Source organism: Nocardioides sp. NPDC004968, assembly GCF_040608935.1.
Lineage (GTDB): Bacteria > Actinomycetota > Actinomycetes > Propionibacteriales > Nocardioidaceae > Nocardioides.
The window spans coordinates 16,945-32,017 of record NZ_JBEXJF010000051.1; the positions used below are offsets into that span (position 1 = coordinate 16,945).

A 15,073-nucleotide genomic window follows, 5' to 3' on the forward strand; every position below is an offset into this window, starting at 1 on the left:
AGGGAAAGATGATGGCTTTCATCACTGTTGCACATGAGAACAGCACGCCGGTCGAGCTGTACTACGAGGATCAGGGAACCGGACAGCCCGTGGTTCTCATCCACGGGTATCCGCTGAACGGCCACAGCTGGGAGAAGCAGACGCGCGAGCTGCTCGCGGCGGGCTACCGGGTGATCACCTACGATCGCCGCGGCTTCGGGCGCTCGTCCAAGGTCGGCAGCGGCTACGACTACGACACCTTCGCCGCCGACCTGAACACGGTCCTCGAGACCCTCGAGCTGAGCGACGTCGTACTCGTGGGGTTCTCGATGGGCACCGGTGAACTCGCGCGGTACGTCGCCCGATACGGGCATGAGCGCGTCGCGAAGCTCGCGTTCCTCGCGTCCCTCGAGCCGTTCCTCGTTCAGCGCGACGACAACCCCGAGGGCGTCCCGCAGGACGTGTTCGACGGCATCGCCGCGGCGGCCAAGGACGACCGCTACGCCTGGTTCACCCAGTTCTTCAAGGACTTCTACAACCTGGACGAGAACCTCGGCTCTCGGATCAGCCAGGAGGCCGTCACCGGTAGCTGGAACGTCGCGATCGGCAGCGCGCCGGTGGCCGCGTACGCAGTCGTCCCGGCCTGGATCGAGGACTTCCGCAGCGATGTCGACGCGGTTCGCGCGGCCGGCAAGCCGACGCTGATCCTGCACGGTACGAAGGACAACATCCTTCCCATCGACGCCACGGCACGCCGTTTCCACATGGCGGTCCCTGACGCCGATTACGTCGAGGTCGAGGGTGCTCCTCACGGCCTCCTGTGGACCCATGCGGACGAGGTCAACGTTGCCCTCAAGGAGTTCCTCCGTAGGTGATCATCGCCCGCGCGAAGGACCTCGAGAACGGCAACTGGGCGGCGACGTCGATGGCCCCATCGGTGGAACGGCTCGTGCCCTTCTCAGGTCTGGGCTCAGGTCTGGTTCTCTCCGCCGTCGACGTAGAGGTTCGAGCCGACGACGTAGCTGCTCTGCTCCGAGGCCAGGAACGCCACGACCGCGGCGGCCTCCTCGGGCTGACCCATGCGGCCCTTGGCCACGGTCGCTGCGACATGTTCCTTCATGGCCCGGGCGGTCTCCTCGTCGCCGAAAGCCGCGGTTCCCCCGGGAGTCTCGATCCATGCCGGCGAGATCACGTTGACCCGGATGCCCCGGCTCTTGAGCTCGGTGGACCAGGTCCGCGCGAAGGAGCGTACCGCCGCCTTCGATGCCGCGTACGCGCCGAACGCCTCCATGCCACGGTCGGCCGCCGTGGAGCCGGTCAGGATGACCGAGGCGCCGTCGTTGAGCAGCGGGAGCGCCTTCTGCACGGTGAACAGAGTGCCTCGGGTATTGACCCCGAAGGTCTGGTCGAAGTGCTCCTCGGTGGTCTGCTCCAACGTCACGAACGTGCCAACCGCCGCGTTCGCCACGAGTACGTCCAACCCGTTGCCGTGGGTCCGGACCGCGTCGTAGAGCCGGTCCAGGTCGGCCAACTTGGAGATATCTCCCGTCACACCCGTAGCCCGGTCCGATCCGATGGTCTTGACGGCGGCCTCCAGCTCGGCCTCACGCCGCCCGGTGACGAACACATACGCGCCCTCGTCGGCCAGTCGCACGGCGGCGGCGAGGCCGATCCCGCTGCTTCCGCCGGTGACTACCGCGGTCTTGCCGTCCAAATGTCCCATGTGAGTCTTCTCCATCACTTCGCTAGTTGCCGATCTGTATTCGTGGGCCGGTGATCTACCTACGACATCGATACTGCGACGCCATTGCAGTAAGATCCATAATCCAAAGTCCGCGATCCTTTACGTATCGTCCAGGAGGTGTCGGTGGTGCTCGGCTTCCAGGATCCAGTGGCCGACGCGATCGGCCTGCTCAAGCCCCACACGGTGATCGGGCCCAGCCTTCGGGCCGTGGGTGAGTGGGCGTTGAGCTTCGACACGTTCCTGCACGTGCGGATCGGCGGTCTGGTACGCGGCAAGTGCTGGCTGATCCTCGAAGGGCATGAACCGGTGCTCCTGCGCGAGGGTGACACCTTCATGCTGGGCAACCCGCCGCCGTACGTACTGGCCAGCACGCCCGACGTCAGCCCGCGGCCGGCGGAGGCGGTGTGGGCGGGGGCCGAGGACGGGTTCGTCCGGATCGGCCCGGAGTCCGAGAACGACCTCTACCTCTGCGTCGGGCACATCGCGTTCGACGACCAGAACGCGGCCCTCCTGACCGATCTACTGCCGCCGCTCGTGATCGTCCGCGCTGCTGATCCTCATGGCAGCCGACTCGGTCAGCTGATCGATCTCCTGGCCACCGAGGTCGCGGTCACCGCTGCCGGCGGCCCGCTGGTGCAGAACCATCTCGCACAGATCCTGCTGGTTCACATGCTGCGCGCTCACGCCGGCCAGACAGACCGGCCCACCGGCTGGCTGGGCGCCCTGAACGAGGACGGCATCGGCGCCGCGCTACGTGCAGTGCACGCGGACGTGGCCCACTCCTGGAACCTCAACGAACTCGCCGAGATCAGTCACATGTCCCGCTCCGCGTTCGCTCAGGCCTTCAAGAGCCACGTCGGGGTCCCGCCCCTGGAGTACCTCATTCAGTGGCGCATGAGCCTCGCTCGCGACGCCCTCGCCCGCGACGCGTTGTCGATCTCTGAGCTCGCACGAGCCACCGGCTACCAGTCCGAGAGCGCGTTCAGCACCGCGTTCCGCCGCGTGGTCGGCTCATCACCCACGAAGTTCCGGGACCAGGAACGCCGCTCGGTCGCGAACGGAAGCTGAAGGCGATCCGGTTCCGCTCCGCAGCGAGTTCACCCGTGTCCGCAGCAGGAGTGGCGGCCGGCGAGATCCACGGGTCGCGCGTGCCGGCTGGAGCCTGGCCTCATAATGTCCCGGTGACCCTTCCTCAGACCCTCGGGCGCCTGCGCCAGGTCAAGCCTCTCGGTTCCGGCGGATTCGCCGAGGTGTGGCTCTACCACGACCCCGACCTCGACTCGCCCGTTGCCGTGAAAGTCCTCAGTGCCCAGTGGACGCAGGCGGCCGACATCCGGGAGCGGTTCCTGCAGGAGGCGCGCTTCCTCCGGTCGGTCGACTCGCCCCATGTCGTCTCGGTCCACGACATCGGCGAGACCCCGACAGGTGCGCCCTACTTCGTGATGTCGTACGCCGACGGGGGAAGCGTCGCGGAGCTGATCGCCCAGCACCCTCAGGGGATGCCGCCGCAGCTGGTTGCGGACCTGGTGGCACAGGCTGCGTCCGGCCTCGACGCACTGCACGTTCGCTCGGTCATCCACCGCGACGTGAAGCCCGCCAACATCCTGCTCACCGGGGGGTCCGACGGGCGGCTGCGCGCGATGGTCGCCGACCTCGGTGTGGCCCGCGCGCTAGACCAGCACTCTGAGGTGACCCGGCAGATCGGGACGCCCGCCTACATGGCGCCCGAGCAGTTCGACGAGTCCCTGCCGATCGACCATCGCGCGGACGTACGCAGCCTGGGCGCGGTCGCGTGGGCGATGTTCGCGGGCCGCTCGCCCGCGCCGGCGTTGACGGTTGTGTCCCGGGTTCCCGAGCTCGGCACGGTTGCGCCCGTGCCTGCAACGGTGTCGGCGGTGATCATGCGCGCCCTGGAGCCGAGGGCCGAGGACCGCTGGCCGGACGCGGGGAGCTTCGCCGCAGCACTCACCGCCGCGGCCGCGGGGCGGGCGGTCGACGTACCTCCCCCTTCGGACGCGCAGACCGTGCTCCGTTCGCCGTCCCCAACGCAGCCGCAGCCGCCCGCACGCCGCCGGCACAACGCCGTCCTCGTCGCGGCCGCCGTTGTCGCCGCCCTGGTGCTGGGCGGCGCCGCGACCTGGTTCGTCGCGCGCGGCGGCCCGGCCGAGGATCCGGCCGGCGGCGCGGAGACCGCGGCGGGGCAGCCGGTCAGCGGCGCGGAGACCGCGGCCGTACGGTTCGTCGACGCACTCCAGGCAGGTGACTGCGAGGCCGCGGGCCTCTACATCCCCGATCTCGACGACGCGGCCGCGTGGGACTGCACCGATGACGCCAACGGCGGCGACGGCTTCTACTACCACATCCTCGAAGACCTCGACGCCGGCGGCGAGCGGCGGGTCGAGGACCTCGGGGACGGGCTGTTCCGCGTGGTCTGGGTGGACCAGGGCTACGTCAACATGCAGCGCCAGGAGGACACCCTGTTCAAAGTGCAGCAGGTCGTCTGCTGCTAGAAACCGCAGCTCACTCGTCGCGCAGGATCTTCGGCGGTCCTGCGGGAGTGGCTTCGCCGCGCTCGACGGCTGCGGTGTGGCTGGCGAGGGCGGCTTCGAGGAGCTCCATGAGAGGGGTCTCCTCGCGTGCGATCTGCAGATACTTCGGGCCGAGGGAGACGATGATGTCGCGCTCGGCGAGGAGGGCGTTGTGGATGCGCTCGCGCTCGGCCGGGTCGGCGGTGTATTCGGAGTCGAGGTAGGCGGCGGCGTGCCGGCGGGCGTTGCCGATCGCGTTCTTCGCGCGGCCGCGCTTGCTGAAGAGTGAGGCGACGACGGTCACGACGAGTACGCCGAGGATGACGGTCAGGGAAAGGCCGGTGCTGATCTCGACCACGTGCACGGGATCGCCGTCGTTGATGAACGGGATGTTGTTCTCGTGGAGGGCGTGCAGGATCAGCTTCACGCCGATGAAGGCGAGGATCGCGGCCAGCCCGTAGGACAGGAAGATGAGCCGGTCGAGCAGGCCGTCGAGCAGGAAGTAGAGCTGGCGCAGGCCCAGCAGCGAGAACGCCGTCGCGGTGAAGACGAGGTAGACGTTCTGGGTGAGGCCGAAGATCGCCGGGATCGAGTCGAGGGCGAAGAGGATGTCGGTGCCGCCGATGGCCACCATCACCAGCAGCATCGGCGTCAGGATGCGCTTGCCGTTCTCCACCGTGAAGAGCTTGTCGCCGTCGTAATGCTCGCTGACGTGGAACAGCCGTCGGGCCAGGCGGACGACGACGTTCTCCCCGTGGGAGTCGTTGTCGGGCTTCAGCATGTTGCCGGCCGTCATCAGCAGGATCAGGCCGAACAGGTAGAACACCCAGGCGAAGGTGTTGATCAGTGCGGCGCCAACGAAGATGAACCCGGTGCGGGCGATCAGCGAGAACGTGATCCCGAAGAGGAGCACCTTCTGCTGGTCCTCCCGCGGCACCCGGAAGCTCGTCATGATGATCAGGAAGACGAACAGGTTGTCGACCGAGAGCGCCTTCTCGGTGATGTAGCCGGCGAAGTACTCCCCGCCCATCGTGCCGCCGCCGAAGATCAGCACGCCGACGCCGAACAGCAGCGCGATCGCGACGTATACCGCCGACCAGGTGGCCGCCTCCTTCAGCGTTGGCGTGTGGGCCTTGCGTACGTGGAAGACGTAGTCGAACGCGAGCAGGCCGACGATCGCGACCACCGTGACCAGCCACACCCATGTCGGTGCGCCCATGTGACAACCCCCTGAGAGTCGACCCGAGAGTGGGACCGGACCTCAGCCTAGGCGGAGGTCCTCGGGATCGACAGACCATCGATGATCTGGGGGAGCGCGTCTTCGAGAAGCCGGTCGGCACGGGGGTCGTCGGGGCGGATCGTACGCATCGTGACGCTGTGGAGGAACACGCCCATCATCGTCTGGGCGAGGAGGTCGGTCGGCATGGTGGAGGTGCGGTCGAGGCGGTCCAGCGCGAGATCGACGACCTCGACGAGCTGCTCGCTGAGCGCCGTGAACGTCGCCGAGCTGATCTCTCGCGCGTCGGGGTCGCGCAGGCTCTGCAGCACCACCTCGCTCTGTAGGACGAACCAGTGGTCCTGGAGGGGGCGGATCGCGTCGAATGCCGCGCTGATCAGTGATCCGCTCGAGTCGGCGTCGCTGTGCTCGCCGACGGCGGTGCGTACGGCCTCGATCAGCCGCTCGGACTCCTCCTTGAACGCCTCGAGCAGCACTTCCTCGACGCTGCCGAAGTTGGAGTAGAACGCTCCGCGCGTGTAGCCGGCCGCGCTGACCAGGTCGTCGACGGTGACCCGGCGCGCCCCGCGCTCGACAAAGACATCGACGGCCGCGGACAGCAGCCGGGCGCGGGTGTTCGTACGTCGCCTGGGGGCCTTCACCTCGGTCATGTAGCAATCCTCACATACGCCAACGATACACTTTTGTATTGAATGCGTTAACGTATTGAACGTGTCCTCCTACCTCTACCGGCTCGGCCGACAGGTCGCCCGCCACGCCAAGACCGTGCTGGCGCTCTGGCTCCTGCTCGCGGTGCTCCTGGGTGCGCTGACCGTCTCGCTCGGCGGCAAGCTGCAGAACGACTTCACGATCCCGGGCACCGAGTCCCAGCAGGGTCTGGACGCGCTCACGCAGCGCTTCCCCGAGGTCTCCGGGACCTCTGCCCAGCTGGTTTTCGTCGCTCCCGAGGGGGAGAAGATCGACGACCACCGCCAAGAGATCGAGAAGGTGCTCGCGCGGGTCGAGAAGGTGGACCACGTCGCGACGGTCACCGACCCGCTGGCCGCGGAGAGCAGGACCGTCAGCGACAACGGCCGGGACGCGCTGGCGACGGTGCAGTTCGACCTCGGTCTCGACGAGCTCCCCGAGGGTGTGACCTCGGATCTGGAAGAAGCTGCGGAGCTGCCGTCGGGGTCTTCGCTTGAGGTCCACGTCGGTGGGGATGCGTACTCCGTCACCGGGGTGCACGTCAGCGCGACGGAGGGGATCGGGATCCTCATCGCCCTGCTCGTCCTGGCGATCACGTTCGGGTCGCTGCTGGCCGCCGGCCTGCCGATCCTGACCGCGCTGCTCGGGGTCGCGATCGCGATGGCGGGGATCTTCTCGGTCGCTGCGGCCACCACGATCTCGGCCACCACCCCCACCCTCGCGCTGATGATCGGGCTCGCGGTCGGGATCGACTACGCGCTGTTCGTGATCGCCCGGCACCGCAGCCAGCTCGCCACCGGTCTCGGGGTGGAGGAGTCGATCGCCCGCGCGGTCGCCACCGCCGGCAGCGCGGTCATCTTCGCGGGTGTCACGGTCATCATCGCGCTGTGCGGCCTCGTGGTGGCGGGCATCCCGTTCCTCGCTGTGATGGGGTACGCAGCGGCCTCCGCCGTCCTGGTCGCCGTGCTCGTCGCGCTCACCGCCGTGCCGGCGCTCCTCGCGCTCGCGGGTGAGCGGCTCCGGCCAAAGCCTGGGTCTCGGGCCCACCGGCGTGAGGCTGTCGCGGAGGGGCGGCCTCACGCCACCACCCTCGGGGCACGCTGGGTGCGGCTGGTGACCAAGGTGCCGGTCCTCACCGTCGTGGTCTCGCTGCTGGTGATCGCCGTCCTGGCGATCCCCGCGCGCGACCTCGCGCTGGGGCTCAACGACAACGGCAGCGCCGAGCCTGGGAGTGCTCCGCGGGAGACGTACGACCTGATCAGCCGCGACTTCGGGCCGGGCTACAACGCGCCGCTGTTCGTGACCGCGGACATCATCGACACCACCGACCCGATCGGGGTGATGGACTCTCTGGGCAAGGCGCTGGGGACCTATGACGGGGTGCAGAAGGTCGCGCTGGCCACGCCGAACCGGACCGCCGACCTCGGGCTCGTGGTGATCTACCCGACCACCGAGAAGAGCGACCCGGCGACCGCAGCGCTGGTCAAGGAGATCCGTGCGGACTCGGCAGACCTGGCGGAGCGGTTCGGGATCGAGGACGTCATGGTCACCGGGCAGACCGCGGTCGCGATCGACGTCAGCGCGCGTCTGTCCGGTGCGATCCTGCCGTTCGGGGGCGTCGTCGTCGGGCTGTCGCTGATCCTGCTGACGATCGTGTTCCGCTCGATCGCGGTCCCGTTGAAGGCGACGCTGGGCTATGTGCTGTCGGTGGCGGCCTCGTTCGGGGTGGTCGCCGCGGTCTTCGAGTGGGGCTGGGGCGCCGACCTGTTCAACGTCGCCAAGGTCGGCCCGGTGATCGCGTTCTTCCCGATCATCTTGATGGGCGTGCTCTTCGGGCTCGCGATGGACTACGAGGTGTTCCTGGTCTCCCGGATGCGGGAGGACTTCGTCCACACCGGCGACGCCCGGCGGTCCGTGGACACCGGGTTCGCCGCCAGCGCCCGCGTCGTCACCGCCGCGGCGATCATCATGATCGCCGTGTTCGCGGCCTTCGTGCCCAACGGCGACCCGATCGTGAAGCCGATGGCGCTGGGCCTCACCGTGGGGGTGCTCGTGGACGCGTTCCTGGTGCGGATGACGCTGGTGCCGGCGGTGCTCGCCCTGCTCGGGCGGGGTGCCTGGTGGCTGCCGGGCTGGCTGGACCGGCGGATGCCGGTCCTCGACATCGAGGGTGAGGCGCTCGTCCACCACCTCGAGCACGCCGACCACGTCGCCTCGAACGGTGAGGTCGCGGTCCGCGCACGGCAGGTCGAGGTGTCGGAGGCGCTCGCGCCGTTCGATCTTCACCTGCGGCCGGGAGGGCTCGGGATCGTCCACGGGGCCGACCCGGTCGCGCGGACCGCCGCGCTCGCTGTTCTCACCGGGCGGCTCGGCTTCTCGGGGCAGCTGGTCGTGCTCGACCGGCTGCTGCCGGAGGAAGCAGGTGCGGTACGTGCCCGGGCAGCTCTCGTCGGCGACGTAGCGGAGGCGCTCCGACTCGTGGGGGCTCGACGCGTGCCGGCGCTGGTCGCCATCGACAGTCCGACCTCGCTCGACAGCGGGCAGCTCGCGGCACTGTCCGCACTGACCTCACGAGGTACGACGGTGCTGCTCGGGATGCCGTCGTTGCCCGCGGTGCCGCAGGTCGCGGACGCGCTCGCTCACGCCGCGCCCGCACGCACCACACCCGACCCTGAGCTCACCGACCCTGCGGCTTCGGTCGCCGACCTGGAGACAGTCCGATGAAACGTACGAAATCATGGTGGTCGGGCCGCCGCCTGGTGGCGGCCGCGACCCTGCTGCCGGTCGTCGTGACGGCGCTCGCGCTCGTCGCGCTCAGCGACCGCGCCGAGAACCTCGAAAAGGTGCCCGCCGCGGTGGTCAACCTCGACGAGCCGGTGACGACGGGGAGTGGGAAGGACAAGCAGACGGTCTACGCCGGCCGGGCGCTGGCCGCGGACCTCGTCTCCTCCTCGGGCTCGTCCGCGAGCCCCACGCTCGGCTGGGAGCTCACCGATGCAGCGGATGCACGGGAGGGCTACGCGGACGGGACGTACGCGGCCGTGATCACGATCCCCAAGGACCTGTCCAAGACGCTGTCCGGGGTGCAGGGGAGCGACCCGAGTGCCGGCCGGGTCAGTGTCGAGGCGTCCGACGCCTCCAGCGAGGTGACCGCCGAGATCGCTCGTCAGGTCGCGCGGCAGTCGGCATCGACCCTGGGGCGTACGGTCACGACGACCTACCTCGACGGGGTCCGGGACCAGACCGGGAAGCTCAAGACCAGCCTGGACTCGGCCGCCGACGGGGCCGACCAGCTCGCCGACGGCACCGCTGCCGCCGACTCGGGTGCCGGGAAGGTCGCCGACGGTGCTCGGTCGCTCAGCTTCGGTGCGGCCGGGGCTGCCGACGGCGCCTCGCAGGTTGCGGGCGGGCTCGACACGCTCGCCGGCGGGACCGCGCGGCTGGAGTCGGGTGCGGGAACGTTGGCCGGGGGCGCGGGCAAGGCGTCGAAGGGCGCGTCCTCGCTGGCCGCCGGTGCCGACGAGCTGAGCGGAGGGCTCGACCAGCTCGACAGGTCGACCGCGGGCCTCCCCTCGCAGGCCTCGTCGCTTGCGACCGGCGCCTCGCAGGTTTCGGAGGGCGTGGCCGGCTACACCCAGCTCGCCAAAGGCTGGGCGCAGGCGTGCGCGAGCGACCCGCTGCTCGCGGCCTCCAAGCCGCAGCTGTGCGGCGCCACCGCCTCGGCGGTCGGCTCCGGCGGCGGGCAGGCGGACCAGCTCGCAGCAGGGGCGGCGCAGGTCGCCTCGGGGGCTTCCGCCCTTTCGCAGGCGGCTCCTGAGCTGACCGGAGGGATCTCGTCGGCGGCGGACGGTGCCGGGAAGGTCGCGTCCGGGGCGTCCCAGGTCGCCGACGCCAACGCCCGCCTCGCCAAGGGCGCGCGTGAGCTCGAGTCCGGCCTCGGGAAGACCAACGACGGCGCCACCGAGCTGGCCTCGGGGGCCGATCAGCTCGCCTCCGGGACCAAGCAGCTCGAGAGCGGTTCGGCTTCGCTGGCCTCTGGGGCCGACGACCTCTCCTCCGGTACGTCCTCGCTGACCGAGGGCGCCGACTCGCTGGCCTCGGGTCTCGACGACGGTGCCTCGCAGATCGCGGTTCCCGGTGAGAAGCAGGCCGAGGTCGTCGCCGACCCGGTGCAGGTCTCGGTCGCTTCCGGCCCATCCACCTCTGGGGCGACCCGGCTGGCGCCGGCGGTGATCGCGCTGGCGCTGTGGCTCGGTGCGCTCGCGATCTACCTGCTCCGGCCGGCCTTCCCCGCCGGGCGGCTGCGGGAGGCGCTCACGGCGGGGCGGCTCACCTTCGCCGGTCTGTGGCCGGCAGCTCTCGTCGGGCTGGCGCAGGCGGTGCTCCTCGTGGTCGCCGCTGATCTTCTCGGCGCCGATCTCGCGCAGCCGATCGCCACGGTCGGGATCGCGGTGCTCGCCGCGTCGGTGTTCGTCGCCGTCCACCAGGCCGTCGTCGCGCTCGCCGGCCAGCGCCGTGGCTGGCTGATCTCGCTCGCGTTCATCGCCCTGCAGCTGGTCTCTCTCGGCGGGCTGTTGCCGGTCGCCACGGCCTCCGCGCCGTTCGGTGCGCTCGCGGGCATCCTGCCGGTCCCGCTCGCGGCCGAGGCGCTCCGCGGGGTCGCCGTCGCGCAGAGCGGTGCCGCGGTCGGTGCGCCGGTCGGCGGCCTGATCCTCTGGCTCCTGCTCGCGGTGGCGGTCAGCCTCTTCGCGGCGGGCCGGGCGCAGCGTACGTCTGTGGCGGAGATCCGCGGAGCGGCTGCTGCCTGACGGGGTGCCGCCCCATGTAACACGTCGTTCGTAGGACTATCCGGTCGCCCCAATAGGGCGAGAAGTCCTACGAACGACGTGTTACAGCTCGTCGCGGCGGCTCAGAGCGAGGTGTCGTGCAGCACGATGTGCTCGTCGAGCGCGGCGCGGCCGACGTCGAGGCGGTTCACCGCGGCGTCGGGGTCGGCGGTGCCGAACGAGATGCCGTAGAGCAGCTTGCGGTCGGCGGGCAGGCCGAGGTGGGCGCGGACGGTGTCGGCGAAGAGGCCGTGCATGCCCTGGGGTACGCCGTGGTAGCCGCGGGCGGTGAGGGAGAGCAGGAAGTTCTGGGCGTACATGCCGACGTCGTTGGCAGCGCGTACGACATCGCCGAGCTCCGGAACGAAGAGCAGGGCCACGTGGGGCGCACCGTAGAAGCGGAGGTTCTCGGCGACGGCCTTGGTGCGGCCGTCGACGTCCTCGCGGGCGATCCCCAGGGCGCCGTAGAGGACGGCCCCGGTCTGCTGCGACCGCTGGACGTGGACGCTGTCGTCATCACCGTACGTCGTGGTGAAGTCGGGACTCATCTGGCCGGCCTCGAACGCCTTGAGCATCGCCTCGCTGAGGCGCTCGCGGGCCTCACCGGAGAAGACGTGGACCTCCCACGGCTGGGTGTTGCTGTGCGACGGGGCGCGCTGGGCGTCCTCGAGCACACCGCGGATGTCGTCGGCGGGCACCGGGTCGGGCAGGAAGGCTCGCGCGGAGCGGCGCGAGCGGATCACGTCCGTGAAGGTGTCGACGGCGGTCGTGGTCACAAGAAGTTCCTCTCAGGTCTGCCGAGGCCGACGGCCTCGATCCACTCCTGACCCAAGACGGAGGGACTCTCCGGTATTCCTGGGGCGGTGCCGAGGTGGCCCATCACACAATCCGGGGGCTACCCGGTTCGGGTGATACCCGGGGATCGGACGGAGGCCTTTACCGGGGTGCGACGAAGACTCGAGATCCGACCTATCCGAGGGGGAAACCCATGATCCGAAAGCTCGTCTGCGCGGTCGCGGCGGGGGTTGCTGCGGCGGCGCTCTGGTCGATGCCGGCCTCGTCTGCACCGTTGCTGCAGCTCTCCGGCGCGATCTTCACCACCGACGTAACCGGCGCGCCCGTCAACCTCAACCACTATGCCGCCAAGCAGGACGTCTATCTGAACGGCGGTCCAGGCATCAACGCGCCCGATGACGCGGCCGGCCTGCCTGCTGGGATCTACGCCTTCCAGGTGACCGATCCCTCCGGCAAGACGCTGCTCTCCACCGATCCCGTCGGATGCCGCCGGGTCGAGGTCGACGCCAGCGGCCGCTTCGTCAGTGTCGCGCCGAGCGGTGCGTGCGCTCACGCGACCGGCACCGACGCGGAGGACGGCGGCATCACCGTGCAGCTGTTCCCCTACCTCGACACCCCGAACAACGGTGGCGAGTACAAGGTCTGGCTGACGCCGTACGACGCGCTCGACTCCACCGCTCCGGGCAACCGGCACGGTTTCGTCCCGTCCGACAGCAAGACCGACAACTTCAAGGTCAAGGCACGGGCGATCGTCGAGATCGACACCCGGTTCTCACGCGACGGTGGACCGTTCATCGATGGTCTGGCCGCCGAGTGGACCGACACCCTGGGTGCGCACAACGTGAAGTACTCCGAGTACAACCCGGCGGTCCTCGCGTTCCACGAGGCGCACGTCGAGGCGGCTGAGGCGGGTCTGCACAAGATCACCGTGACCGACCAGGTCGGCTGCGAGATCGACGACGTGCACTACGCCGGACAGACCTTCACGCCCGACGCGAACGGCTCGGTCACCGTTCCGGTCCAGGTCAAGAAGCACATGAGTGGGGACCACACCTACTGGGTGACCGTGCACTGCGTGTGAGGCGCTGCGTCTGACCCTCTGATCCGGTCACCGCGATCATCAACCTAGCATTTGCTTGGTAGGCGTTCTAGACTGCCGCACATGGCAGTCGAGATCGACTTCAGCGGCAAGGTGGTCGCGGTGACCGGTGGCGCGCGCGGAGTGGGCGCCGGGATCGTCGCGCGGTTCCTGGCGGCCGGGGCGGAGGTCGAGATATGTGGCCGCTCGACTCCCGATGATCTGCCCGTCGTGGACGGGCGCAAGCCGGTGTTCTCGCAGGTCGACGTGCGGGACCCGGAGCAGGTCGCGGCGTGGATCGCCGCGATCACCTCGCGGCTCGGGCGGCTCGACGTGGTCGTCAACAACGCCGGTGGCGCGCCGTACGCCGACTTCGCGACCGCGTCGCCGCGGTTCCACGAGAAGATCTCGGCGCTCAACTTCCTGGCCACCGCCTACGTCAGCCAGGCGGCGTACGAGGCGTTGACGGCCTCACGCGGATCCATCATCAACATCAGCTCGATCTCGGCACGGCGGCCCAGTCCCGGGACCGCCGTCTACGGGGCCGCGAAGGCGGCCGTCGAGAGCTTGACCGGGTCGCTCGCGGTCGAGTGGGCTCCGGACGTACGCGTCAACGCAGTCTCCTGCGGGCTCGTCGCCACGCCGGGGTCCGAGGACCACTACGGCAGCCCGGAGCAACGGGCCGCGGTGGCCGCGACCATCCCGCGCGGCGTCTTCGCGACGCCCGAGGAGGTCGGTGACGCCTGCCTCCTGCTCGCCTCCCCGCTCGCCGCGCACATCACCGGCGCCGTCCTCGCCGTCGACGGCGGCGGCGAATGGCCCGCCTTCCTCCAGCACACCCCCAACTCCTGAGGAGCCCCCATGCCTGAAGCCGTCATCGTCTCCGCCGCCCGCTCACCCATCGGCCGCGCCTTCAAGGGATCGCTCAAGGACCTGCGTCCTGACGAGCTGGCCGAGCAGATCGTACGCAGCGCCCTCTCGTCGGTTCCGGAGCTGGACCCGACGCAGATCGACGACCTGATGATGGGCTGTGCCCAGCCCGCGGGGGAGCAGGGATACAACATCGGCCGGGTCGTCGGCGTACGGCTGGGTTTGGACGCCGTGCCCGGCACCACGGTCCACCGCTACTGCGCGTCGTCGCTGCAGACCACCCGGATGGCCTTCCATGCGATCCGCGCGGGGGAGGGGGATGCGTTCGTCTCCGCCGGGGTGGAGTGCGTGTCCCGCTACGAGCGCGGCAAGGCCGACGGGATGCCGGACACCAAGGCCGAGGAGTTCCTCAAGGCGGGCGAGCGCGGTGCCGCGCGGGTGGCCGCGGGCGAGGCCTGGACCGACCCTCGCGAGTCCGGCGACCTGCCCGACTACCACCTCGCGATGGGCGAGACCGCCGAGAACGTCGCGGAGATGTACGGCATCACGCGCGAGGCGCAGGACGAGTGGGGCGTACGTTCCCAGAACCGCGCCGAGGCCGCCGCCGTCCGAGGCTTCTGGGAGCGGGACATCACCCCGGTGACGCTGCCGTCCGGTGAGGTCGTCGCCACCGACGACGGCCCGCGAGCCGGGGTCACGCTCGAGAAGGTCGCCGGCCTCAAGCCGGTCTTCCGCGAGAACGGCACCATCACCGCCGGCAACTGCTGTCCGCTGAACGACGGCGCGGCCGCGCTGGTGATCATGAGCGACGTACGCGCCGAGGCGCTCGGGATCAGGCCGCTGGCCCGGATCGTGTCGACCGGAGTCTCCGGGCTATCGCCGGAGATCATGGGCCTCGGGCCGGTCGAGGCCTCCCGCCAGGCGCTCGCTCGCGCGGGGCTCACTCCCGACGACATCGACCTGGTGGAGATGAACGAGGCCTTCGCCGCCCAGGTGCTGCCCAGCATCGCCCAGATCGGCCTCGACCCCGAGCGGGTCAACGTCAACGGCGGCGCGATCGCCCTCGGCCACCCCTTCGGCTCCACCGGGGCCCGCCTCACGACCACGCTTCTCCACGGCCTGCAGGAGACCGGCGGCCGCTACGGCCTCGAGACCATGTGTGCCGCCGGCGGCCAAGGCATGGCGCTGGTCATCGAGCGGCTGGGCTGAGCAGGCGTGTAACACGTCGTTCGTAGGACTATCCGGTCGCAATCAAAATGGGGGGTTTTGATCGCAACAACAGTTAGAACACGCCGTGGGCCTCGCACAGCACGGGGTGAGAACAGGCGG

General features: G+C 69.8%; 12 protein-coding genes. 8 read left to right on the forward strand and 4 right to left on the reverse strand.

Annotation, left to right across the window (positions count from 1 at the left end):
- The first annotated feature begins 11 nt into the window (after positions 1 to 11).
- Positions 12 to 854 carry an alpha/beta hydrolase gene (locus ABZU72_RS26925; protein ID WP_355021840.1) on the forward strand — a complete coding sequence of 281 codons (843 nt, stop codon included), beginning with the start codon at positions 12 to 14 and terminating at the stop codon, positions 852 to 854.
- Positions 855 to 949: 95 nt separating this feature from the next.
- Here the strand turns inward: ABZU72_RS26925 and ABZU72_RS26930 are convergent, their stop codons facing one another.
- Positions 950 to 1,702, reverse strand: coding sequence for an SDR family oxidoreductase (locus ABZU72_RS26930; protein WP_355021841.1), 753 nt, complete (start codon positions 1,700 to 1,702; stop codon positions 950 to 952).
- Between the two features lie 138 nt (positions 1,703 to 1,840).
- Between ABZU72_RS26930 and ABZU72_RS26935 the strand changes: the two genes are divergently transcribed.
- Positions 1,841 to 2,791, forward strand: a complete 951-nt coding sequence (locus ABZU72_RS26935) for an AraC family transcriptional regulator (RefSeq protein ID WP_355021842.1) — start codon at positions 1,841 to 1,843, stop codon at positions 2,789 to 2,791.
- A gap of 113 nt (positions 2,792 to 2,904) precedes the next feature.
- Positions 2,905 to 4,233, forward strand: coding sequence for a serine/threonine-protein kinase (locus tag ABZU72_RS26940; protein ID WP_355021843.1), 1,329 nt, complete (start codon positions 2,905 to 2,907; stop codon positions 4,231 to 4,233).
- A 10-nt stretch (positions 4,234 to 4,243) separates the two neighbouring features.
- Here ABZU72_RS26940 and ABZU72_RS26945 read toward each other — a convergent pair whose 3' ends face one another.
- Together ABZU72_RS26945 and ABZU72_RS26950 are read right to left on the reverse strand one after the other, a co-directional pair.
- On the reverse strand, positions 4,244 to 5,470 hold the full coding sequence (locus tag ABZU72_RS26945; protein WP_355021844.1) for a TerC family protein: 1,227 nt from the start codon (positions 5,468 to 5,470) through the stop codon (positions 4,244 to 4,246).
- 47 nt (positions 5,471 to 5,517) lie between these two features.
- A complete protein-coding gene (locus ABZU72_RS26950; RefSeq protein ID WP_355021845.1) occupies positions 5,518 to 6,138 on the reverse strand; it encodes a TetR/AcrR family transcriptional regulator in 621 nt (206 codons plus the stop codon).
- A gap of 61 nt (positions 6,139 to 6,199) precedes the next feature.
- Between ABZU72_RS26950 and ABZU72_RS26955 the strand changes: the two genes are divergently transcribed.
- Both ABZU72_RS26955 and ABZU72_RS26960 read left to right on the forward strand, forming a co-directional pair.
- A complete protein-coding gene (locus ABZU72_RS26955; protein WP_355021846.1) occupies positions 6,200 to 8,899 on the forward strand; it encodes an MMPL family transporter in 2,700 nt (899 codons plus the stop codon).
- Positions 8,896 to 10,983 carry a YhgE/Pip family protein gene (locus ABZU72_RS26960; protein ID WP_355021847.1) on the forward strand — a complete coding sequence of 696 codons (2,088 nt, stop codon included), beginning with the start codon at positions 8,896 to 8,898 and terminating at the stop codon, positions 10,981 to 10,983. The genes ABZU72_RS26955 and ABZU72_RS26960 overlap by 4 nt, the downstream gene beginning before the upstream one ends.
- A 101-nt stretch (positions 10,984 to 11,084) precedes the next feature.
- On the opposite strand, the gene ABZU72_RS26965 is transcribed toward ABZU72_RS26960, so the two are convergent.
- Complete coding sequence (locus tag ABZU72_RS26965; RefSeq protein ID WP_355021848.1) at positions 11,085 to 11,777, reverse strand: nitroreductase; 693 nt, start codon at positions 11,775 to 11,777, stop codon at positions 11,085 to 11,087.
- 212 nt (positions 11,778 to 11,989) lie between these two features.
- On the opposite strand from ABZU72_RS26965, the gene ABZU72_RS26970 reads away from it, so the two are divergent.
- The 3 genes from ABZU72_RS26970 to ABZU72_RS26980 all read left to right on the forward strand — a co-directional run bounded on the left by ABZU72_RS26970 (position 11,990) and on the right by ABZU72_RS26980 (position 14,953).
- On the forward strand, positions 11,990 to 12,877 hold the full coding sequence (locus ABZU72_RS26970) for a hypothetical protein (RefSeq protein WP_355021849.1): 888 nt from the start codon (positions 11,990 to 11,992) through the stop codon (positions 12,875 to 12,877).
- Positions 12,878 to 12,958: 81 nt separating this feature from the next.
- Positions 12,959 to 13,726: an SDR family oxidoreductase gene (locus ABZU72_RS26975; RefSeq protein WP_355021850.1), complete on the forward strand. Its 768-nt coding sequence runs from the start codon at positions 12,959 to 12,961 to the stop codon at positions 13,724 to 13,726.
- 9 nt (positions 13,727 to 13,735) lie between these two features.
- Positions 13,736 to 14,953, forward strand: coding sequence for an acetyl-CoA C-acetyltransferase (locus tag ABZU72_RS26980; protein ID WP_355021851.1), 1,218 nt, complete (start codon positions 13,736 to 13,738; stop codon positions 14,951 to 14,953).
- Positions 14,954 to 15,073: the final 120 nt, after the last annotated feature.